This window comes from Paraburkholderia sp. SIMBA_030 (genome assembly GCF_046535245.1).
Taxonomy (GTDB): Bacteria; Pseudomonadota; Gammaproteobacteria; order Burkholderiales; family Burkholderiaceae; genus Paraburkholderia.
Window position 1 is genome coordinate 20,336 of sequence record NZ_JAWRXB010000036.1, and the last position, 18,096, is coordinate 38,431.

Below are 18,096 nucleotides of genomic sequence, written 5' to 3' on the forward strand. Positions count from 1 at the left end.
CGGGTTACTGGATGCCAGGGCCTGATATGCTGCACCTAGTCTCCGACTTTCAGAAGAACTTTTCCGCCTCGCTCCTGTTGGGAGATTGCGGCGCCGATGTCCTCAAGCCTGTATGTCGCGGCCACTGGAATCGCAACTTCGCCTGCGGCCACCATTTTTGACGCCTGCATGATGGCGCCGGGAATCTGTCCGGCGAAGTCCGGATTGCCTAGAGAAAAGCCACGAATGGTCAGGTCATTGAAGATGACATCGAAAGGGCTAACTGCCATGGCCGCAAAGCTCGGGGCAGCGTATGCCACTAGCGTGCCACGAGGGCCCAGCAGCTTGGCCAGACGGCCAGTAGCCTCGCCGCTGACAGCATCCAGCGCAAGCTGCGCGCGCTTTCCGCCCAGCGCCTCTGTCATCTTCGTCGGCGCGTCATCATCGTCCAGCAAGACCAGCTCGCATCCCGCTTCTCGCGCGGCATTCATAGCCTCGGCTCGGCGCACCAGTCCGAGAGTCTTGACACCCTTTTGCCTGGCGAAGCCGACTATCCAGCGCGTGATGGCCGAGTTGGCCGCGTTGATTGCGATCCAGTCATCCGACTGAAGGCGCACGTACGTCTCGAGCAGCAGATGCGCGGTGGGTGGATTGATAGTAAGCATCGCCAACTGACGAGCGTCGGCGTCGACGGGAAGCGCGACTATGCCGTCCACGTCGACGACCATCCGCTCGCGCCAGGTAAAGCTGCCGATCGGGAGAGTTACGCGATCGCCCACCCTGACGTTGGCGACTCCGGTACCGACCTCCAGTACACGCCCCACACCCTCGTTGCCGATAACGGACGGCAATTCGGGATGCAGCGGATACATGCCCCGCGCGACGAGAATGTCGCTGAAGTTGACTGGGGCGTACTCGACCCCGACCAACGCCTGGCCCGCGCCCGGACTGGCGGATTCGGGCAGATCACGGAATTCAAGTCCCGTTGCAGGGTCGCCGTATGCGGTGAGCACAATACCTTTCATGATGAAACTCCATCTTCGATGGGCGCCTGAGTGCACACGGCGCCCGGGCATGCCTTATCGGGCATCGGGTTGCGGAATGTCGTGCATTACCACTGCATGCAGGAGCCCCGCCAGATATGGAAGCTCGACAACCCCATCTTCAGCAAACGAGGCGGCGGGGTCCTTCCGAGCGAACCATTTGACGGTCAGATCTGCGCTCTGCCGCCGTCCACGAAGAGTTCGATACCCGTGACGAAACTCGAGTCATCTGACGCGAGAAACAGGGCAGCTTTGGCAACTTCGTCGGCTTCCCCCATGCGTCCCATCGGAATAGTAGATAAAACTCTCGCAATAGCGTCCTGAGGCTGCTGACCAATGATCGGCGTATCAATTGGGCCCGGGCTAAGGACGTTGGAACGGATGCGACGGTCCTTCAGTTCCACAGTCCATCCTCGAACGAAATTGCGGACGGCCGCCTTGGTCGCACCGTATACCCAGAAGGCGGGTGTCCCTTTGACGCTCGCGACGGAGCCCGTGAGAATGATCGACCCACCGTCATTCAAGAGCGGCAGCGCCTTTTGGACGGTGAAGAGCATTCCCTTCACGTTGGTACTGAACAGTTTGTCGAAATGCGCTTCAGTGATGTTGCCCAAGGCGGCGAACTCAGCGATGCCAGCGTTGGCGAAGACGATGTCGATTCTTCGCCCTGTCGCGTTGACGTTTTCATAGAGACGATCAAGATCAGCCAAGTTGGCGACGTCTCCCTGGATGCCAGTCACATTGGCCCCGATGGCACTCACGGCTTCGTCGAGCTCCTTCTGGCGACGACCGGTAATGAAGACGTGCGCGCCCTCGGCGACGAAGAGCTTTGCGGCAGCGAAGCCTATCCCCGACGAGCCGCCAGTGATGACGGCCACCTTTCCCTGCAACTTATCCATAGCGACTACTCCGTTGATTGCTAATTCCGGTTGGCAGCGCCTCTGGCGCTGGCGGTCAGCTGCCAAAAAATATCCTGACGCCCATGCGCGGCTGCATTCGAGGGTGGTTTGCGCGTATCAACCAACGCCGGCCAGCCAGTCGATCATCTCCTTGGCCGTCCGGCGACTAGACCTCGAACCGGAACGCCGCCCCGTCGCGCTTCACGTGCCCAGCCGTCGGTGCGGCATAGTGGGTGCCGATGACAAGGATCGGCTGGTCGGCCCATTCGGCGAACAACTTCGCGCGCGTGGTCGTCGCAGCCTGGGTGTCGCTGTCGAGGCTCGTCGCCCACTCAGGGTGCGCCATCTGGCAGGGATGGTGAGCAATGTCGCCGGTGATCACCGCGCGCTGCTCTTCCGATTCGATCATCACGCTGACATGGCCCGGCGTGTGCCCAGGAGTTGGCCTCAGACGCACTTCAGGCGAGATGCGGTGGTCCATCTCCACCAGGTCGACCAGGCCGGCCTCGAAGATCGGCCGCACGCTGTCGCCCATGATCGCCTGCTGCTCCTCGTCGCCCTCGTTGTTCCAATGTTCGAATTCGCGCTTGCCGATCAGGTAGCGGGCCTTGGGAAAGGTTGGAACCCACTTGCCGTCCACCAACATCGTGTTCCAGCCTACATGGTCCACGTGCAGATGGGTGCAGATCACGGCGTCCACATCGTCACGGGTCCAGCCAGCGTCCGTCAGGTGTTGCAGGAACGACGTCGCCAGCGGGTTTCCGCCCACCAGACCGCGCGGCTTGTCGTTGCCGATGCAGGTGTCGACCATCAGCCTCAACCCAGGCGCCTCCACCAGCAACGCCTGGACGGACACGTTGAGCGAACCATCTTCGTTGGCGAAGTGCGGATAGAGCCAGGGGCTGGCCTTCAGCGCCTGCGGCGTCGCGTCCCGGAGGAAGAAGGTCTCCGGATCGTAGGGTAAGGACATTAACGTCTCGACCACGCAGGTGATCTTTACCGCGCCCACTTGCCAATTCAACATAACGACCTCCTCATGGTTGCATGGCGTCGAGGAATCCTCGTCCGCTCATCGCCTGACCCGCTTCGGCCAAGGCGCGGGTATCGAACCAATAAAAAAGGCGCGCGCGGGACCCGCGAATATCCGTTTGTCCTGTCGGTCACATCGCTAAAACGACTTTGCCAAACGGCCGATCCTCTATCAGGTGATGCAGGGCTTCGCCTGCTTCGGCGAGGGGGTAGACCCGTTCGACGATCGGCTTGACGGATCCGCTTACGATCAACGGGATGATGTCCCGCCACGCAGTAGCGATCGTGGCCGGTGACTGGGCGAACAGGGAGAAGCCTTCCATCCGCGCGCGCTTCCAGATCAGGTCCGTGACATCGATCGTGGTTTTGCGTCCTGCGGAGTAGCCCAATGTGATCAGGACGCCACCGGGAGCCAGGCTGCTCAACGCCTCACTCGTCACGGTGCCGCCGATGCTCTCGATGACGATATCGACGCCCTTGCCGTCCGTTATCCGGCGAACGCCGTCGGCGAGATCTTCTGCGCTAAGGTCGACTACGTGCTCGAAACCAAGCTCGCGCGCCCTGGCAGCTTTCGCCACACTGCCGGCCGTCGAAAGCACCTTGCCGGCGCCCTTCGCCCGCGCAAGTTGATAGGTCGCGTTGCCGACCGACCCGCCGATCCCGGGAGCCAGCACCGTCATGCCCGGCTTGAATCCGGCCAGCGTCAGCGTGATCTGTGCCGTCAGATAGGCCACCGGAAGGCTGGCCGCGACTACGTCGTCCATCGCGTCGGGCACGAGCGCCAACTCATCGGGCCTCACTAGCAACCATTCTTGCCACGCGCCATTCTCACGAACACCGTAGGGTCCTGTGAACATCACACGGCTGCCCACCGCAAGTCCTGAATCGCCAGCATCCTCGATGACACCGGCACCCTCATTGCCGAGCACCAGCGGCGCCTTGGCTCGGGGGTGTCCGCCCGACAGGACGGTGTATTCGAGCGGCGTGACGCCAGCGGCCGTCACGCGGACCAGCACCCGGTCCTTCACCGGTTGCGGCTTGGGTAATGCGATCTGCCGCAATCCGTCATAGCCCGAAAAGGTTTCCGCTTCGACCACATGCATGGCTATGATCCTATAAAGTGACAAACCTGTACGTTACTTTTATACTAGGTACAGACCTGTTACTTTGTCAATCAGAAAATCCGAATGAAAGGAGTTGGCGGATATGAAAGCAGGAACCCGACCCCGGCGAGGAGCCCCGCGAAAGGGCGAAGTGAGCGCGCGCGAGCGCATCCTCGCGACAGCAAGCGACCTGTTCTACCGCGAGGGCATCCGTGCCATCGGCATCGACACGGTCGTCGAGCAATCTGGGGTTTCGAAGACGAGCCTCTATCGGGTATTCGATTCCAAGGACGCTTTGATCTGCGCCTTCGCTGCCGAGAAAGATCAATTGTTCTGGGCGTGGTGGGATGGCGTTGAAGAGCAGCACCCTGAAGACGCGCGCGCCCTGTTGGACGCGCTGCTATCTGGAATCGCGAAACGGATTGCGCATCCCGCCTTCCGTGGCTGCCCCTTTCTTAACCTGGTGGCGGAGTTTCCCGACGACAACCATCCTGGCCGGGTTATCGCCCGAAACAACAAGGAGGAATTGCGGGCGAGGCTCGCGACGATCGTTGCGAGGCTGGGCGTCAGCGATCCCAACCGCACCGCGTCTCAGATAGCGCTGATCATCAACGGCGCATACGTCACCGGTTTGATAGCGGAGTCGCATGATCTGAGCGGCGACCTCATCGACGCCGCGACGAAATTGCTGGTTTAGCCGAACGCGATCATTTGCTGGAATCGGTTCTTGCCTCGAGCGCGTGGACGACAGCCGCCATGTCGGAGTGTCCATGCCCCAACGCGAGCGTCTCGCCGAATAGCGCGTAGCAGACATCTAACAGTGGCGACGCGACCCCGCCTCCTCTTGCCGCTTCTGCAATCAATCGATTGTTGTCCAGTGCGTTGGTGATCGACGCCTGCACTTCTGCGAAATCACGTGTCACCAGCTTGAGGATTTTCACGCGCGAGATGTCGCTCGCCATCTGTCCGGCGTCGAGGATGGCGCGGAACTGCCACATGTCGAGGCCGTGTCGTTCGGCAAAATGAGCCGCTTCCGCAAGGCCGGTGACCGTGGTCATCAAAAACAGATTCACCGCGAGCTTCATGAGAATTCCGTTTGGAACCGGGCCGCACACCATCGTCTGATGGCACATTGGCTCGAGCAGCGGGCGGACGCTTTCGATGACCGCGTCTTCGCCCGCCAGCATCGCCACGAGTTGGCCCGCTTCAGCGGGCTTGCGCGAGCCTGAGACGGGCGCTTCCACGTAGCTGCCACCGGCATTGCGAATGTCGGCTTCGAGTCCGCGTGAGTAGTCGGGCGAGGTCGTTCCCATCTGGACGATCGTGTGGTGCGCAACGTTTGCACTGAACTGCGATGTGCCGCGGCCGAGGACGGCGTCGATTGCGTCGCCGTCGACCAGCATCAGGCATACCACGCGGCTCCGTTTAAATATCTCGGCGGGATTCGTCGCGACGGTTGCACCCGCCGCTCGCAAAGACTCGCATCTGTCCGCGGAGCGATTCCAGACAATGAGTTGCGTGCCCGCGCGAGCCAGATTGAGCGCCATGGGCTGCCCCATGACACCTAAGCCGACGAAACCAATGTCCATATTCACCTCCGTCCCTACGCGGTTGGCGCTTGTGGCGACACGGTCGGATACGATGCCGCGAATACCAGGAGCAGGTGTCGAATGCGGCGAGCAAACTAAAAATCCTATCGGAGTCCGTAATTTCCATCACCAGCATTCTTCTCCGGCAATCCCGCATTGCGGTGTCAACACGAATCTTGTTTGCGGCGCGGCACTACCATGTTCACGACATGCACGAGCACCGCCTCGTCGTCCTGGTTCAGGGTGGTCGTTCGGAGTTTGATCAATCCCTGCTCCGGACGGGACTTTGACGGTCGCACTTCGATCACCTCGCACTCGACGCGCAACTCGTCACCGGGACGCACCGGCCGGGGCCAGCGGCACTCGTCCAGGCCAGCGCCGACGAAGCCGCCAGCCGGCTTGAGTTCGGTCTCAATCATCAACCGCATTGTCACGGCAGCGGTGTGCCAGCCGCTGGCGGCCAATCCACCGAAGATCGAGTCGCACGCCGCCGCCTCATCGAGATGGAAGGGCTGTGGATCGAACTCGGCAGCGAACGCAAGGACCCGCTCCTTCTTGATGCGCAGCCGCCCTGATCCGAACGTCTGTCCCACTGCAAAATCTTCTAGATAGCGCTCGGAGCCTGACAAAGTCCCTGCTTCTCTCACCTGCATAGCCATTCTCCACAAAGTGACTAACCTGTAAGTAAATTTAATACTAGTGGCAGGTCTGTTACTTTGTCAAGCGAGAAATCAGATCGGGAGGAGCGTGAAGTCTGGCCTGTAAGTTTCCAGCGACGCTACGATTTTGCACTTGCGTGCATATTCGTCGAATTCGGGTTCGGTCTTCGTTTCGCAAGTGCGGATACTAAGAACGTCTCGCATATGGCGGTGAGCAGCCATTCGCGATCCAGCGCGGAATGACTGAAGCTGGCCGCTTGTTGCCTGTCGTGACCGGCTGATGGCGGCGCAAATCCGATGAAAACTCAGAAGTGGGCACGCCGCGCGGGGAGCCGTCCGTCGTTGTCGTCGGTAGTGTTGAAGCGCGTGAAGGTCCGACCCGCGCTTGCCGCGTCCGCCATCCGGTAGACGCCTGGAAACCACTTGCGCGGCCCGGGTGGTATCGAGGCATGTCCCGGACCCGCCAGCGGTTTCTACGGGCCTTAAGGTGAGCTTTTTCGGGAGCAGTGGACGGTTACACAGTCTGCACAGCGATTCGTCACGCGATGCTCTCGCCGTGGTTACGGCAAGCCCTACATTGACCTTCAGTATTTCCCCGTCTTCCGCCAAAAAGACACCGGCGAAGATTTTGAATTGGATGTGCTCTATGACCGAGTTGGCGACGAGCTGCGCGCCCGCAGCCCGTTTTTCTCAACCAACGTCCTGATCCACAAAGACTTCCTCGCCATGCACGGGCTGGAGTGCAGAGGGAAGAACGCGCCTATCGTCGAGGGTGAGTAACCGGGGGGCGTGGGGCCGCCTCGCTTGGTAGCGCACGGTCGGACGATGTTCAGGATGGCAACCATTCAGTGGTTCAGGGAACGCTGGTATTGAACAAGGTCCGCCTTTCAAACCTTTAATCCTGCTGGGGATAGCCATGTTTCACGTTCTTATTGATACTTGCGTTTGGCTAAAGCTTGCTGACGACCACAAGCACACACCGTTGCTGCAGGTCGTGCAGGGAGCCGTGGCGCAGAAAAAAATGAAGCTACTAGTACCTCGGCAGGTGCTGGACGAGTTCAAAAGGAGCCGAGCGCGCGTCCTGAAGGCGTCTGAACGAAGCTTCACCGGTCATTTGCAAGAGGTACGCAAGGCGATCGCCAAGGTCGGCGGCGACAAGAAAAAAACGAGCATGGTCTTAGCACACCTTGCTGAGGTTAACCACAAACTGCCGAAACTCGGCAGGCCAGTCGAGAGCACGCTGGATGCCATCGAGAAACTACTCATCGATGCGGAAATCATCGAGCCAACTGATGGAGTGATGCTTCGTGCTGCCGGTCGCGCGTTGAATCGTAAGGCTCCGTGCCACCGCGAGAATAAGAACTCAATAGCGGACGCTGTGATCCTTGAGACCTACATCGAAGCGTCCAATGCCAAAGGTGAGGGAAATCGGTTCGCCTTTGTCACCGACAACTATATCGACTTCAGCGCTACTGATGGCAACTTCAAGCTGCCACATCCCGATTTTGCATCGTCATTTAGCAAAATCAGATCGATGTACTTCATCAACTTGGCAGAGTGCCTGCGCAAGATCGACCCATCATTTGTAAGCGAGGTCGAGTGGTTTGCAATTCAGGAAGAGCCGCGTGGAATATCAGAGCTGATGGAGGCTCATGAGTTGCTGTTCGATCAGGTTTGGTACAACCGACACAAATACCACGCTTGGCAAATTGAGCGTGGCAAGGTCAAGGTCGTAGCCGAAAAGGAATGGAATGCGCTGTTTAATGCCGACAAGAAAAATCACGGCAAGTACACCGTCGACTCCGTTTGGAAGAAGGGACAGGCAGCAGCTCTGCGCATCGAAAAGAAGAGCGGGAAGGAGAACCTTGGGCCCTGGAGCAACTTTGATTGGGGCATGATCAATGGCAAGCTCTCAGCGATACGTTGGATGCTTGGTGACGAGTGGGACATGCTCGACTCGTAGTTCGTCCTGCACATACTCCTTTCGTTGTCCAACTGGTAGTCGAGGCCGCGAACTTCTATCTCGTGTAACCCCGCCTCCGCCTGCTGCCTGTCGCAAACGTTGAAGATCCGCTTCGGTGGCTCGAATTTGCGGGCGCCTCGGCGAAATTTCCAGTGATGCCGATCACGTCTTCTTCACGAACTTCGCATAGGGACTCGGGTCGTCTGGTTTCATCACTGTGCAATGCGCGCGGCTCGAGGGCGTCATCCCGAACTCTGCGAGCATGTGCGCCATCTGCTCATGTGCCTTGTTCGCAATCGCGAGATAAGGCGACTGTATCGGATGACGCGACATGTCGGACTCCTTCGTTTTCACACATCCATCAGCAAGGCCGTTATAGCCTATCCGGCTTACCCCCACTCACTCCAATTCGCGGCGATAAAAATGCGACTCCGGACGCGGTCGAGGGGCAAAGCCCCGATAGGGATTTCACCCCCTACCGGGGGTGCCGGGTGAAAACCCTCATGGGTTCAAAAACCCAGCCTGTCGCATCGGGAAATCACGACCAGATTGCGAGCCACGAAAACATCTTCGGTGATGGCTTTGTCTTTCGTGGTCTGCTGAGTGCCGTATGCAGCGATCGCCTCCTTCGGCGCCGACGAAAACCATAAGATCCGGCCGGCGCACTCGATTCCGACCTGGCGTCCATTCCAGTAGACCGCGTTTTCCATGATGAACCCTCCGAAGGGCAAAGATAGCCATCTTCCGTGCTGGTTCCTGGGCGTCCGTTATCCACCGCACTCTAGGCCACGGATAGATGCCTCAATAATGGACCGGGTCGTCCGCGCTTACCAGGCGGTCATCTACCTATGTTGCGAAATGAGATCATCGTGCGACGGCAGCCGCGCGGCTGGGTATCTGCAGCGGTTACTGGCCTGAACGAAGTGCGTGCTCAGCCAGCGCCGCGTTTTTCCTTCAGGAAATCGATTAGCGCGCGCAGCTTGAGCGGCATCTGCACACGGCTCGCCGTGTACAGATAGAACCCTGGAAAGCTCGGACACCACGCATCCAGCACGCGCACAAGCCGGCCGTCTTCGAGTTGCTCGCGTACGTAGTCGTCGATCACGTGCAGCAGACCGACGCCCTGCTCCGCCGCCCGCACCATCGTGCGCAGATCGTTCGTCACGAGACTGCCGCGCGTCTCGACCTCGAACACGCGCGGCGGGTCGTCAGGCGGCGCAAACTCCCATCGATAGATTCCGCCGCTGGTCGAAAAGCGATAGCGCAGGCAATCGTGAGCGGCGAGATCGGCGGGCGTCGCGGGCGGCGTATAGCGTTCGAAATAAGCCGGCGACCCGGCCACGACAAGGCGAATCTCGCCGCCCAGCGGCACCGCGACCATATCTTGCGCCACCCGCTCGCCGAGCCGGATGCCCGCGTCGAAGCCTTCGCCGACCACGTCGGCAAACCCGTCGTCGAGCGTCATGTCCAGGCGGATCTGCGGATAGCGGCGCGTGAATTCAGCCAGATGCGGCAGCACCAGCAACTCGCTCGCCACCCTCGGCAGATTGATGCGCAGCGTGCCGGCTGGCCGGTCACGGGTTTCGTCGAGCGCTTCGAAAGCGGCCTCGAGTGCGGCTAGCGCAGGTTTCACACCCGCGAGGAACTGCGTGCCAGCCTCGGTCAACGCCACACGCCGAGTGGTCCGGTTGAACAGACGCACATTCAACTGCGTCTCGAGTGCCCGGATGGTTTGCGACAGCGCGGACGCCGTCACGCCGGTTTCACCGGCCGCGTGCGTAAAGCTGCCGTGACGCGCCACAGAGGCGAACGCCATCAGCGCCGGCAACTGAGCAGGATCCATCGCGCCTCCCATTCTTAAGCATGGCTTCATAATTCTTGCAGACAAGCGGCATTTTTCCACGAAACGAATCGGCGCACGATAGCCACATCGACGCGATTCGTTTCGCGTCACTGTTCAAGGAGACCGACATGACGATGAACTGCTATAACCTGCTCGGCCGCTCGGGTCTGCGCGTGAGCCCGATCGCACTCGGCACGATGACTTTCGGCACCGAATGGGGCTGGGGTGCCGAGGAAAAGTCGGCGCAACGTCTTTTCGACCTGTACGTGGATGTTGGCGGCAACTTTGTCGACACCGCCGACCTGTACACCGAAGGCACCAGCGAAAAATGGCTGGGCAAATTCGTCGCAGCGCGCGGCCTGCGTGACCGCCTGGTGATCGCGACCAAATACGGCTACAACGCCGAGACCGGCAATCCGAACGCGGGCGGCAATCACCGCAAGAATCTGCTGCGCGCGCTCGATGGCTCGCTCAAGCGTCTCGGTACCGACTACATCGACTTGTACTACCTGCACACGTGGGACCGCGTGACGCCGGTGGACGAAGTGATGCGCGCGATGGACGACGCGGTGCGCGCCGGCAAGATCCGCTATGTCGGCCTGTCGGATACACCGGCATGGTTTGCTGGACGCGCACAGACCCTCGCTGACTGGCGCGGCTTCGAACCGGTCGCGGCGATGCAGCTCGAATACTCGATGATCGAGCGTAGCGCCGAAAACGAGTTTGCCGATCTCGCCGCTAATCTGGGCATGGGGCTCGTGCCGTGGAGTCCGCTCGGCATGGGTGTGCTGTCGGGGAAATATCGGCCCTCACAAAGCGGAGCGTCTGTCGGCGTCTCAGGCAGCGGCCGGCTGGCGAGCGTGGCAAACGCGCCGCCGCCGGGCTTCGACAAATTGACCGAACGCAACTTTCAGATCGTCGCGGAACTCGAGGTCGTCGCGAACCTGGCAGGCAGGCCGATGGCACAGGTCGCGCTCAACTGGCTGCATCGGAAGCGCGGCGTGTCGAGCATCATCGTCGGCGCGACCAGGCCGGAACAATTGCAGGAGTCGCTCGGCTCACTCGACTTCACGCTCGAGCCGGAACTGATCGCCCGGCTCGACGCGGTATCGGAACCGGCCCGCCCTTTCCCGTATTACATGTTCGCCGATGGCCACCAGGCGCGAATTCACGGCCAGGTCGAAGTCAGCGACAAATCGGCGGCCTATTGCGCGCCGGTGAAGATTCCCGCGCCTCGCGCATAAGCGCCCACCCATTGCGAGCGCCGCTCACCGCGCTCCGCCACGCGCTGCGTTCCGCTGGGGACGTGGCGCGTATTTATTTGCAGAGAATGACTTAAAAAGTATTCTCGCTCGTCAACGAACTCGCTGAATCGTTCGTTAACGCAAAGATCAAGGGCGGATTGAATGAATCGGTAATTAACGAACGTTCGAGCACATCGCAAGAAAATCCTGCCGATGCGGCAGCGCACAAAAAATGTGTCGATTTGTTCATATCAACACATATGAACGAGTGATGCGCGGACGTACGAGAGTTAATCGTTGAAGGCACGCAGGGTAAGGCTGGAAAGGGTGCAGCAAGGAATAACGAACTTATTGGATTGGCGGCCGCAAGAGCCGGAAGAGGCGCAGCCAACCGATAAATTCTATTCAAACATTCCGTTCACAGGTCGGCGTGTGCGGTTAAAGCAACAAACATGATGTAAGCCGCATCAGACACTGGTGCAAAACGGGGACCGAGGCAGATAATCGGTTTGTAAAGGAGAGAGATCATGGATGCCAAACCACCGAAGATTCCGACCCCGGATAAAGTTTTTAGCCCGGATCCGGAACCCGCTGGCGTTGAGTTCCTGGGTGCAGAACTGCCTGAGCACGTTCGCGCCTTTTTCGACGAACAACGCAAGTCGTGCGACTCGAAGTAATCATGCGGTGGCGCGATGCAGCATCGGCGTTCGCGCGTCCGGCGCGCGGCGAAGGTTTGCGCGCGTCTGGACAAGCGTCGTGAGCCAGCTTCGGAGCGCCGACTACGGCCGTTTGATCGCGGCGCTGGACCGTGCGATCCAGTGTCAGTTCGCGCACCTCTTCCAAACAGATGCTCGCTTGAATATTTCAGGCACTTGTTTTTGAGCGGTCAACATGCCGCTTGATCGACGCATCGTCTATTCTTCTGGTTTTTCTTCCGCGGCTGCTCGGCCAATCCTGCTTTCCATGAATCGTTCGTATCGCTTTGGCGCGTCATGCGTGCTCGCTTTATTCACCGCGCTTGCGCTCGCGCCCGCCCCAGCCGTCGCGGACGACGATGACACCGCACTCACCAATCTGATCGCACTGGCTTCGCAACGTCTGGCGCTGGCAGAACCCGTTGCCCGCTGGAAGTGGGCAAACCATCAGGCGATCACCGATACGCCGCGCGAAAACGCGTTGCTCGCCGATGTCGAGAAGCGCGCCGTTGCGGCGAACGTCGATCCGGCGTTTGCTCATGCCTTCTTCCAGGATCAGATCGACGCGAGCAAGGACGTGCAGAACGCACTGTTTGACAGCTGGCGCAGCACGCGGCCGCCGGAAGAGCCGGCGCCCGACCTCGCGAGCAGCACGAGGCCTCAACTGGACCGGCTGACGCAGTCGCTGGTGGCGGGTCTCGCGCGCGTGCAACCGCTGCGCGCAGCGCCGGATTGTCCGTCACGCGTGGCGCAATCGCTTGCTAACTGGAAATCGTTGACCCGTTACGACTCGACCCGCTCGAGCGCGCTGACGCGCGCGCTTGGCCATATTTGCGAAACCGGAGGGGTTGGCGCGACCGGCTAATCGGTTTGCCGCACGTCCAAACGTGCGGCAGAACCCGCATCAAACTACCGATTAAGCGAGGCTCGGCGCGCCCAGCGACGCTGCTGCACCGCCCGGGATGCTCAACGGCATCACACGCAAGCCGCGCGCGAGATGCGTTTGCAGGATGCGATAGGTCGACAGTTCGAACGGCCCGGCGCCACTGGACGCATGCAGCGTCGCCGCCTGCGCGAGCGACGGCGCATGGCCGATGTAGCGCCATCTATCCACCACGTGAAAGGCTCGCGCATGCGAAGCCTCTTCACGCTCCTCGAAAACAATCGGGCCGTCGAAAGGCCAAGGCGCGTCCGCCGGATCGCCCTTCGCGATACGCGGCACGCGGTTGTGTCCCGGACGCAGCGCCGCGATCCATTGAGCCTCCGTGAGCAAAGCGCCCAATTCGCCGCCGGTTGCGCGCCATTCAACCCGCCGCACCTGCTGCGCGAGCCGCACATCCTTCGACGAACGCCGCTCGCCAGTCAAATGCGAGCGCAACCGCTGACGGACACGGACGCTGCGCCCGACATACAGCGGCAGATCCTCCTCCCCATAGAATGCATAGACACCGCATCCGGCCGGCGCGGTATCGAGCAAATCTTCAGTGATGTCGCCTGCGAGCCGGTAGCGCCGCGTGGTGCGCTCGATCTGCGCCCGCAATACGTCGAGTGGTACGAGACCATGCAGACGCTGCCAGAACTGCCAGATCAGGTCGGCGTCAGCGAGCGCGCGGTGGCGATCGGATGGCACCAGCGCGTGACGTTCGACCAGCGCATCGAGCCCATGGCGCTTTTCCGCGGGAAACAGCGCGCGTGACAGACGCACGGTACACAGCACGTCCGGATCGAATGCAAGCCCAACCCGGCGAAACTCGCTACGCAGAAAACCACGATCGAAACTGGCGTTGTGCGCCACGAACAATTTGCCGCTCAGGCGCTCAAAAAGAGCTGGCGCGATAGCGTCGAACGTCGGCGCGCCGCGCACCATCGCATTGGTAATGCCGGTGAGTTGCTGAATGAAGGACGGAATCGGTTGCCGAGGATCGACCAGACTGCTCCAACGCGACACGCCGGCCGGTCCTACTTCGACCACACCGACTTCGGTGATGCGATGATCGCTGGTCGTGCCGCCCGTGGTTTCAAGGTCGACGAAGGCGATCGGCACGTCGAGAGCCGGTTCCGGCAAAAACTGTTCAGACATGGAAAGGGATACTTTGGACGCGTGGCTTTGCGGCAAGTATGCACCAGTTGGCCGCTCCGCACCCGGGCAGCTTCGCATTCTCATAGCAGTCATGCCGTGCGAAAGACGGCATTTTCCGATGGGCCACGAATCGTAAATCAGTCGTCGAATTATTATGGTTTTTTTGGCGCTTATTTAAAACACTCAGCGTGTTTACATGTTTTCCTATCTTTTTTCGCGTCCCGTTTGAACCGGATAGTTAATAGCATCAGTTGCATAACAAAATAGCGTGTCATCAATAAAAGAGCCCTCGCCAATGCGAGGGCTCTTCGACCAGCTGGCTGCGCAGTGACAGGCGCCTGTCAGCGCGTGGCGACTTACAGTGGCTGAATGTTAGCCGCTTGCTTGCCTTTCGGGCCCGCCTTCACGTCGAAGGAAACGCGCTGATTTTCCTTCAGCGACTTGAAACCTTCGCTGCGGATCTCCGAAAAGTGTGCGAACAGATCCTCGCCGCCCGAATCCGATGTGATGAAGCCAAAACCCTTAGCATCGTTGAACCATTTGACGATACCAGTTTCCATGTTCCAGTTTCCCTCGATGTTTTATAAAAGCGGGCATTGCCCTCAAACCGAACCTTTTGCCATTCAATCCATTACCGGATATCCCTGACGGCCTCCCGGCCAACAGACTTGACAATTGAAATTCAGCATTGCCGTTATACGGGGAACGAAGAATCGCCGTCAAGCGAATTTTTCATATGCACTTAGCACGTCGCGCGATAAACCAATGCCAAATGGATCGGAAAGATATGAAGGATATTTTCAGCAAAAACTGAATAAGTTGTACGTCATTATTACTCCATCGATTCGCGACACGACTAATATAGGTAAAAATTTCAGCATTGAAGTCTAAAATATGTAACAAGACATGTTTTTCGTAAGTGTTTGTCCGAGTTGTTCGGCCAGATAGTTCACAGCAAGATGGAAAGCGGTAGTAAGTAGTAGCGCGTATCAGGAGATTGCCATGCTGTTCAACGAATTCCGCCGCTTCATCACCTGGCTTACTCAATCGCACACAACGACTGTCACCGATCACCTGCCGGTCGCCGACTCGGCCGCTGCCTTCGAGTTCGATCCCGATCCCATGTGGCACGGCGATCACTGGCAGAACCTGCTGTCTTCCCCAATGGACGCGCGTCGCTACGTAATGGAAGATTGGAGCGTCTCGATTGAGCCTGACTGGGCAACAGCGAACGCGGCTGCGCCAGCCCGCTAGGCCCGCCGGACAACAGGCGAAAAAAAAGCGCGACTGGAAGGTCGCGCCGACAAAGGTTTGGAGATCTTTTTCGTCAACGAAAAAGTCTGCTTCGGAAAGCAGAGATTTCAGTATAGCTGCTTCGTCACTACCGATTATTCGCATAATCAACAATCATCTATTGCAATAACGACAACAATCTATTTTTACGATTTATAGCGTTGTTTTTTTACGTCGATTACTGTAGTAAATGAGCAACGCCATTCGGTTGACACGTCTTTCGCACCCCCTCAAAAACGCTGCAAGCCTTTACCAGCAAGGCTTGAACGCCACTCGCCTATCGTTTCTGATCGCGTAATACTTTATTGCGCAATTCGGAACGTCCACTTTCCAAGCGCCTCTCTACACTCTGCCTAACGGAAACCGGTGCGCCTGGAGTAGGCGCACTTCTCACGCGGATTTAGCCTCTCGCAGCTCCCGCGTGAAGGTCTCCTTAAAGCCTGGGTTGTAAAGCCCACTCTCGCTCTCGGAGTTACAAAGATGAAAAAGACACTCATGGTCGCGGCCCTCACGGGCGTTTTTGCAACGGCGGCGCACGCGCAAAGCAGCGTCACGCTGTACGGCCTGATCGACGCCGGCATCACCTATACGAATAACCAGCACGGTCACAGCAACTGGCAAGAAACGAGCGGCTCGGTGAACGGCAGCCGTTGGGGCCTGCGCGGCGCTGAAGATCTGGGCGGCGGTCTCAAGGCCATCTTCACGTTGGAAAACGGCTTCAGCATCGCCAACGGTACGCTCGGACAAGGCGGCCGTGAATTTGGCCGTCAAGCGTTCGTCGGTCTGGCAAGCGACCAGTTCGGCGCCGTGACCCTCGGCCGCCAATACGACAGCATGGTCGACTACGTCGGCCCGCTGGCACTGACCGGCACGCAATACGGCGGCACGCAGTTCGCGCACCCGTTCGACAACGACAACCTGAACAACTCGTTCCGCATCAACAACTCGGTCAAGTACCAGAGTGCGAACTACGGTGGCTTCAAGTTCGGCGCGCTGTACGGCTTCTCGAACCAGGCAGCCGGCTTCGCAAACAACCGTGCTTACAGCGCGGGCGCATCGTACAACTGGGGCGGCCTGAACGTCGCTGCTGCTTACCTGCAATTGAATAGCAACGGCGCGACCGGCGCGGCTGCAGCGTTCAACTCGGGCGGCGCAGTGTCGAGCGACAACACGTTCTTTGCTGGCCGTCAGCAGACGTGGGGCGCAGGCGCGAACTACGCGTTCGGCCCGGCAACGGTCGGCCTCGTGTATTCGCAAACGAACCTGTCGGGTCTGGCTGGCATCGGTGCAGGCGCATCGGGTCAAACGGCCGGTATCGGTGGCTTCGGCGGCAGCAGCGCTCACTTCCAGAACTTCGAAGCTAACGCTCGTTATGCTCTGACGCCGGCAGTGAGCATCGCCGGTTCGTACACGTACACGCGCGCAAGCCTGGCTGGCACGCGTCCGCACTGGAACCAGTTCAACCTGCAAACCGCGTACGCGCTGTCCAAGCGTACCGACGTGTACCTGCAAGGCGAATACCAGCAAGTCAACCAGAACGCCATCGTCGATGCCGACATCAACGGCTTGGCCGCTTCGGGAAACAACAAGCAAATCGCTGTGACCGCAGGTCTGCGTCACCGCTTCTAAAGCGGCTGGCAATACCCGCAGTATGGAAAGGCGCCGTTCGCGGCGCCTTTTTTATGCTGGAGAAGACAGGCCTTGAGACGAGAAAGACAATGGATCGGCTGTCAGACACCCTGATGGCTGGTCTAGCCGCCGGTATCAGGCGACGGATACTTGACCTCCAGCACGTCGATGGGATGCGGGCCAGCCGGCGTGTGCAGTGTGACCGTATCGCCGATCTTCGCCTTGAGCAACGCACGCGCGATCGGCGAGATCCAGCTCACGTGACCGATATCCAGATCGACCTCGTCGACGCCGACGATCGTAACGGTATGCACCTCGCCGTCTTCCGTTGCGTATTCGACAGTCGCGCCGAAGAAAACCTGATCGACATTTTCCTGCCTGCTGCTATCGACCACTTCCGCAAGGTCGAGGCGTTTAGTCAGAAAGCGAATCCGCCGGTCTATTTCGCGCAGACGGCGCTTGCCGTAGATATAGTCGCCGTTTTCGGAGCGGTCACCGTTCGACGCCGCCCACGACACCAGTTTGACCACCTCCGGCCGCTCATTGTCGATCAGATGCAGCAGTTCATCGCGCATGCGCCGGTAACCGGCGGGCGTGATGTAGTTTTTCGCACCCGCGGGAATCTCGGGCTGCGCGACGTCGAGGTCGTCGTCATTCTCTTCACTCGACTCTTTGACAAAGGCCTTGTTCATGATGGTCCGTTACGTGCAGCAAACGACTGTTTATCAAGGGTACACGATCAGCGCAATGAGACAAATCGCAGTTACACGCTTCCCTTTTTTAAAAGCTTTGCTATAATCTCGTTTCTGCGTGCGGCTGTAGCTCAGTTGGATAGAGTACTTGGCTACGAACCAAGGGGTCGTGGGTTCGAATCCTGCCAGCCGCACCACTTATTCGAGTGGCCTCCCTTTGGGGAGGCCCTTTCGTTTCACCCCAGTTTCATCGTAGCAAAGCGAGATTTACCGTTTTTAGCGTGCGGCTGTAGCTCAGTTGGATAGAGTACTTGGCTACGAACCAAGGGGTCGTGGGTTCGAATCCTGCCAGCCGC

At 59.2% G+C, this 18,096-nt stretch carries 20 protein-coding genes and 2 tRNA genes; 10 read left to right on the forward strand and 12 right to left on the reverse strand.

Annotation, left to right across the window (positions count from 1 at the left end; genetic code table 11):
- Nucleotides 1-35: 35 nt before the first annotated feature.
- From SB772_RS37740 to SB772_RS37755, 4 genes are all read right to left on the reverse strand, one after another.
- Nucleotides 36-1,004 (reverse strand): zinc-dependent alcohol dehydrogenase family protein, encoded by a 969-nt coding sequence (locus tag SB772_RS37740; protein ID WP_410838200.1) that lies wholly within the window; start codon nucleotides 1,002-1,004, stop codon nucleotides 36-38.
- 185 nt (nucleotides 1,005-1,189) lie between these two features.
- Nucleotides 1,190-1,921, reverse strand: coding sequence for an SDR family NAD(P)-dependent oxidoreductase (locus SB772_RS37745; RefSeq protein ID WP_410838201.1), 732 nt, complete (start codon nucleotides 1,919-1,921; stop codon nucleotides 1,190-1,192).
- Nucleotides 1,922-2,087: 166 nt separating this feature from the next.
- The gene (locus tag SB772_RS37750; protein ID WP_410838202.1) at nucleotides 2,088-2,945 is read right to left on the reverse strand and encodes an MBL fold metallo-hydrolase; all 858 of its coding nucleotides are present in this window, start codon (nucleotides 2,943-2,945) and stop codon (nucleotides 2,088-2,090) included.
- A 136-nt stretch (nucleotides 2,946-3,081) separates the two neighbouring features.
- Nucleotides 3,082-4,053, reverse strand: coding sequence for a quinone oxidoreductase family protein (locus tag SB772_RS37755; RefSeq protein WP_410838203.1), 972 nt, complete (start codon nucleotides 4,051-4,053; stop codon nucleotides 3,082-3,084).
- Nucleotides 4,054-4,156: 103 nt separating this feature from the next.
- Here SB772_RS37755 and SB772_RS37760 point away from each other — a divergent pair, with 103 nt between their 5' ends.
- Nucleotides 4,157-4,750, forward strand: coding sequence for a TetR/AcrR family transcriptional regulator (locus tag SB772_RS37760; protein ID WP_410838204.1), 594 nt, complete (start codon nucleotides 4,157-4,159; stop codon nucleotides 4,748-4,750).
- A 10-nt stretch (nucleotides 4,751-4,760) separates the two neighbouring features.
- Here the strand turns inward: SB772_RS37760 and SB772_RS37765 are convergent, their stop codons facing one another.
- On the reverse strand, nucleotides 4,761-5,642 hold the full coding sequence (locus SB772_RS37765; RefSeq protein WP_410838205.1) for an NAD(P)-dependent oxidoreductase: 882 nt from the start codon (nucleotides 5,640-5,642) through the stop codon (nucleotides 4,761-4,763).
- 164 nt (nucleotides 5,643-5,806) lie between these two features.
- Nucleotides 5,807-6,295 carry a MaoC family dehydratase gene (locus tag SB772_RS37770; RefSeq protein ID WP_410838206.1) on the reverse strand — a complete coding sequence of 163 codons (489 nt, stop codon included), beginning with the start codon at nucleotides 6,293-6,295 and terminating at the stop codon, nucleotides 5,807-5,809.
- 639 nt (nucleotides 6,296-6,934) lie between these two features.
- Between SB772_RS37770 and SB772_RS37775 the strand changes: the two genes are divergently transcribed.
- Entirely contained in the window at nucleotides 6,935-7,081 is a 147-nt protein-coding gene (locus SB772_RS37775; protein ID WP_410838207.1) for a hypothetical protein, read from the forward strand.
- 136 nt (nucleotides 7,082-7,217) lie between these two features.
- Nucleotides 7,218-8,264: a PIN domain-containing protein gene (locus SB772_RS37780; RefSeq protein ID WP_410838208.1), complete on the forward strand. Its 1,047-nt coding sequence runs from the start codon at nucleotides 7,218-7,220 to the stop codon at nucleotides 8,262-8,264.
- Between the two features lie 162 nt (nucleotides 8,265-8,426).
- On the opposite strand, the gene SB772_RS37785 is transcribed toward SB772_RS37780, so the two are convergent.
- From SB772_RS37785 to SB772_RS37795, 3 genes are all read right to left on the reverse strand, one after another.
- A complete protein-coding gene (locus tag SB772_RS37785) occupies nucleotides 8,427-8,663 on the reverse strand; it encodes a P27 family phage terminase small subunit (protein ID WP_410838209.1) in 237 nt (78 codons plus the stop codon).
- Nucleotides 8,664-8,773: 110 nt separating this feature from the next.
- Nucleotides 8,774-8,974 carry a hypothetical protein gene (locus SB772_RS37790; RefSeq protein ID WP_410838210.1) on the reverse strand — a complete coding sequence of 67 codons (201 nt, stop codon included), beginning with the start codon at nucleotides 8,972-8,974 and terminating at the stop codon, nucleotides 8,774-8,776.
- A gap of 221 nt (nucleotides 8,975-9,195) precedes the next feature.
- A complete protein-coding gene (locus SB772_RS37795; RefSeq protein WP_410838211.1) occupies nucleotides 9,196-10,107 on the reverse strand; it encodes a LysR substrate-binding domain-containing protein in 912 nt (303 codons plus the stop codon).
- A gap of 128 nt (nucleotides 10,108-10,235) precedes the next feature.
- On the opposite strand from SB772_RS37795, the gene SB772_RS37800 reads away from it, so the two are divergent.
- The 3 genes from SB772_RS37800 (at nucleotide 10,236) to SB772_RS37810 (ending at nucleotide 12,911) form a co-directional block, all read left to right on the forward strand.
- On the forward strand, nucleotides 10,236-11,351 hold the full coding sequence (locus SB772_RS37800) for an aldo/keto reductase (protein ID WP_410838212.1): 1,116 nt from the start codon (nucleotides 10,236-10,238) through the stop codon (nucleotides 11,349-11,351).
- A 527-nt stretch (nucleotides 11,352-11,878) separates the two neighbouring features.
- Nucleotides 11,879-12,028, forward strand: a complete 150-nt coding sequence (locus SB772_RS37805; protein WP_028200145.1) for a hypothetical protein — start codon at nucleotides 11,879-11,881, stop codon at nucleotides 12,026-12,028.
- A gap of 286 nt (nucleotides 12,029-12,314) precedes the next feature.
- A complete protein-coding gene (locus SB772_RS37810; protein WP_410838213.1) occupies nucleotides 12,315-12,911 on the forward strand; it encodes a chorismate mutase in 597 nt (198 codons plus the stop codon).
- A gap of 51 nt (nucleotides 12,912-12,962) precedes the next feature.
- Here the strand turns inward: SB772_RS37810 and SB772_RS37815 are convergent, their stop codons facing one another.
- Both SB772_RS37815 and SB772_RS37820 read right to left on the reverse strand, forming a co-directional pair.
- The gene (locus tag SB772_RS37815) at nucleotides 12,963-14,126 is read right to left on the reverse strand and encodes an exonuclease domain-containing protein (RefSeq protein WP_410838214.1); all 1,164 of its coding nucleotides are present in this window, start codon (nucleotides 14,124-14,126) and stop codon (nucleotides 12,963-12,965) included.
- Nucleotides 14,127-14,482: 356 nt separating this feature from the next.
- Complete coding sequence (locus tag SB772_RS37820) at nucleotides 14,483-14,686, reverse strand: cold-shock protein (RefSeq protein WP_006050182.1); 204 nt, start codon at nucleotides 14,684-14,686, stop codon at nucleotides 14,483-14,485.
- A 442-nt stretch (nucleotides 14,687-15,128) separates the two neighbouring features.
- Here SB772_RS37820 and SB772_RS37825 point away from each other — a divergent pair, with 442 nt between their 5' ends.
- Together SB772_RS37825 and SB772_RS37830 are read left to right on the forward strand one after the other, a co-directional pair.
- Nucleotides 15,129-15,380, forward strand: a complete 252-nt coding sequence (locus SB772_RS37825; protein WP_410838215.1) for a hypothetical protein — start codon at nucleotides 15,129-15,131, stop codon at nucleotides 15,378-15,380.
- A gap of 519 nt (nucleotides 15,381-15,899) precedes the next feature.
- Complete coding sequence (locus tag SB772_RS37830; protein WP_410838216.1) at nucleotides 15,900-17,048, forward strand: porin; 1,149 nt, start codon at nucleotides 15,900-15,902, stop codon at nucleotides 17,046-17,048.
- Between the two features lie 122 nt (nucleotides 17,049-17,170).
- On the opposite strand, the gene greB is transcribed toward SB772_RS37830, so the two are convergent.
- The gene (gene greB, locus SB772_RS37835; RefSeq protein WP_410838217.1) at nucleotides 17,171-17,740 is read right to left on the reverse strand and encodes a transcription elongation factor GreB; all 570 of its coding nucleotides are present in this window, start codon (nucleotides 17,738-17,740) and stop codon (nucleotides 17,171-17,173) included.
- 120 nt (nucleotides 17,741-17,860) lie between these two features.
- Between greB and SB772_RS37840 the strand changes: the two genes are divergently transcribed.
- Nucleotides 17,861-17,937: transfer RNA gene (locus tag SB772_RS37840), tRNA-Arg, on the forward strand.
- An 86-nt stretch (nucleotides 17,938-18,023) separates the two neighbouring features.
- A tRNA-Arg gene (locus tag SB772_RS37845) sits at nucleotides 18,024-18,096 on the forward strand.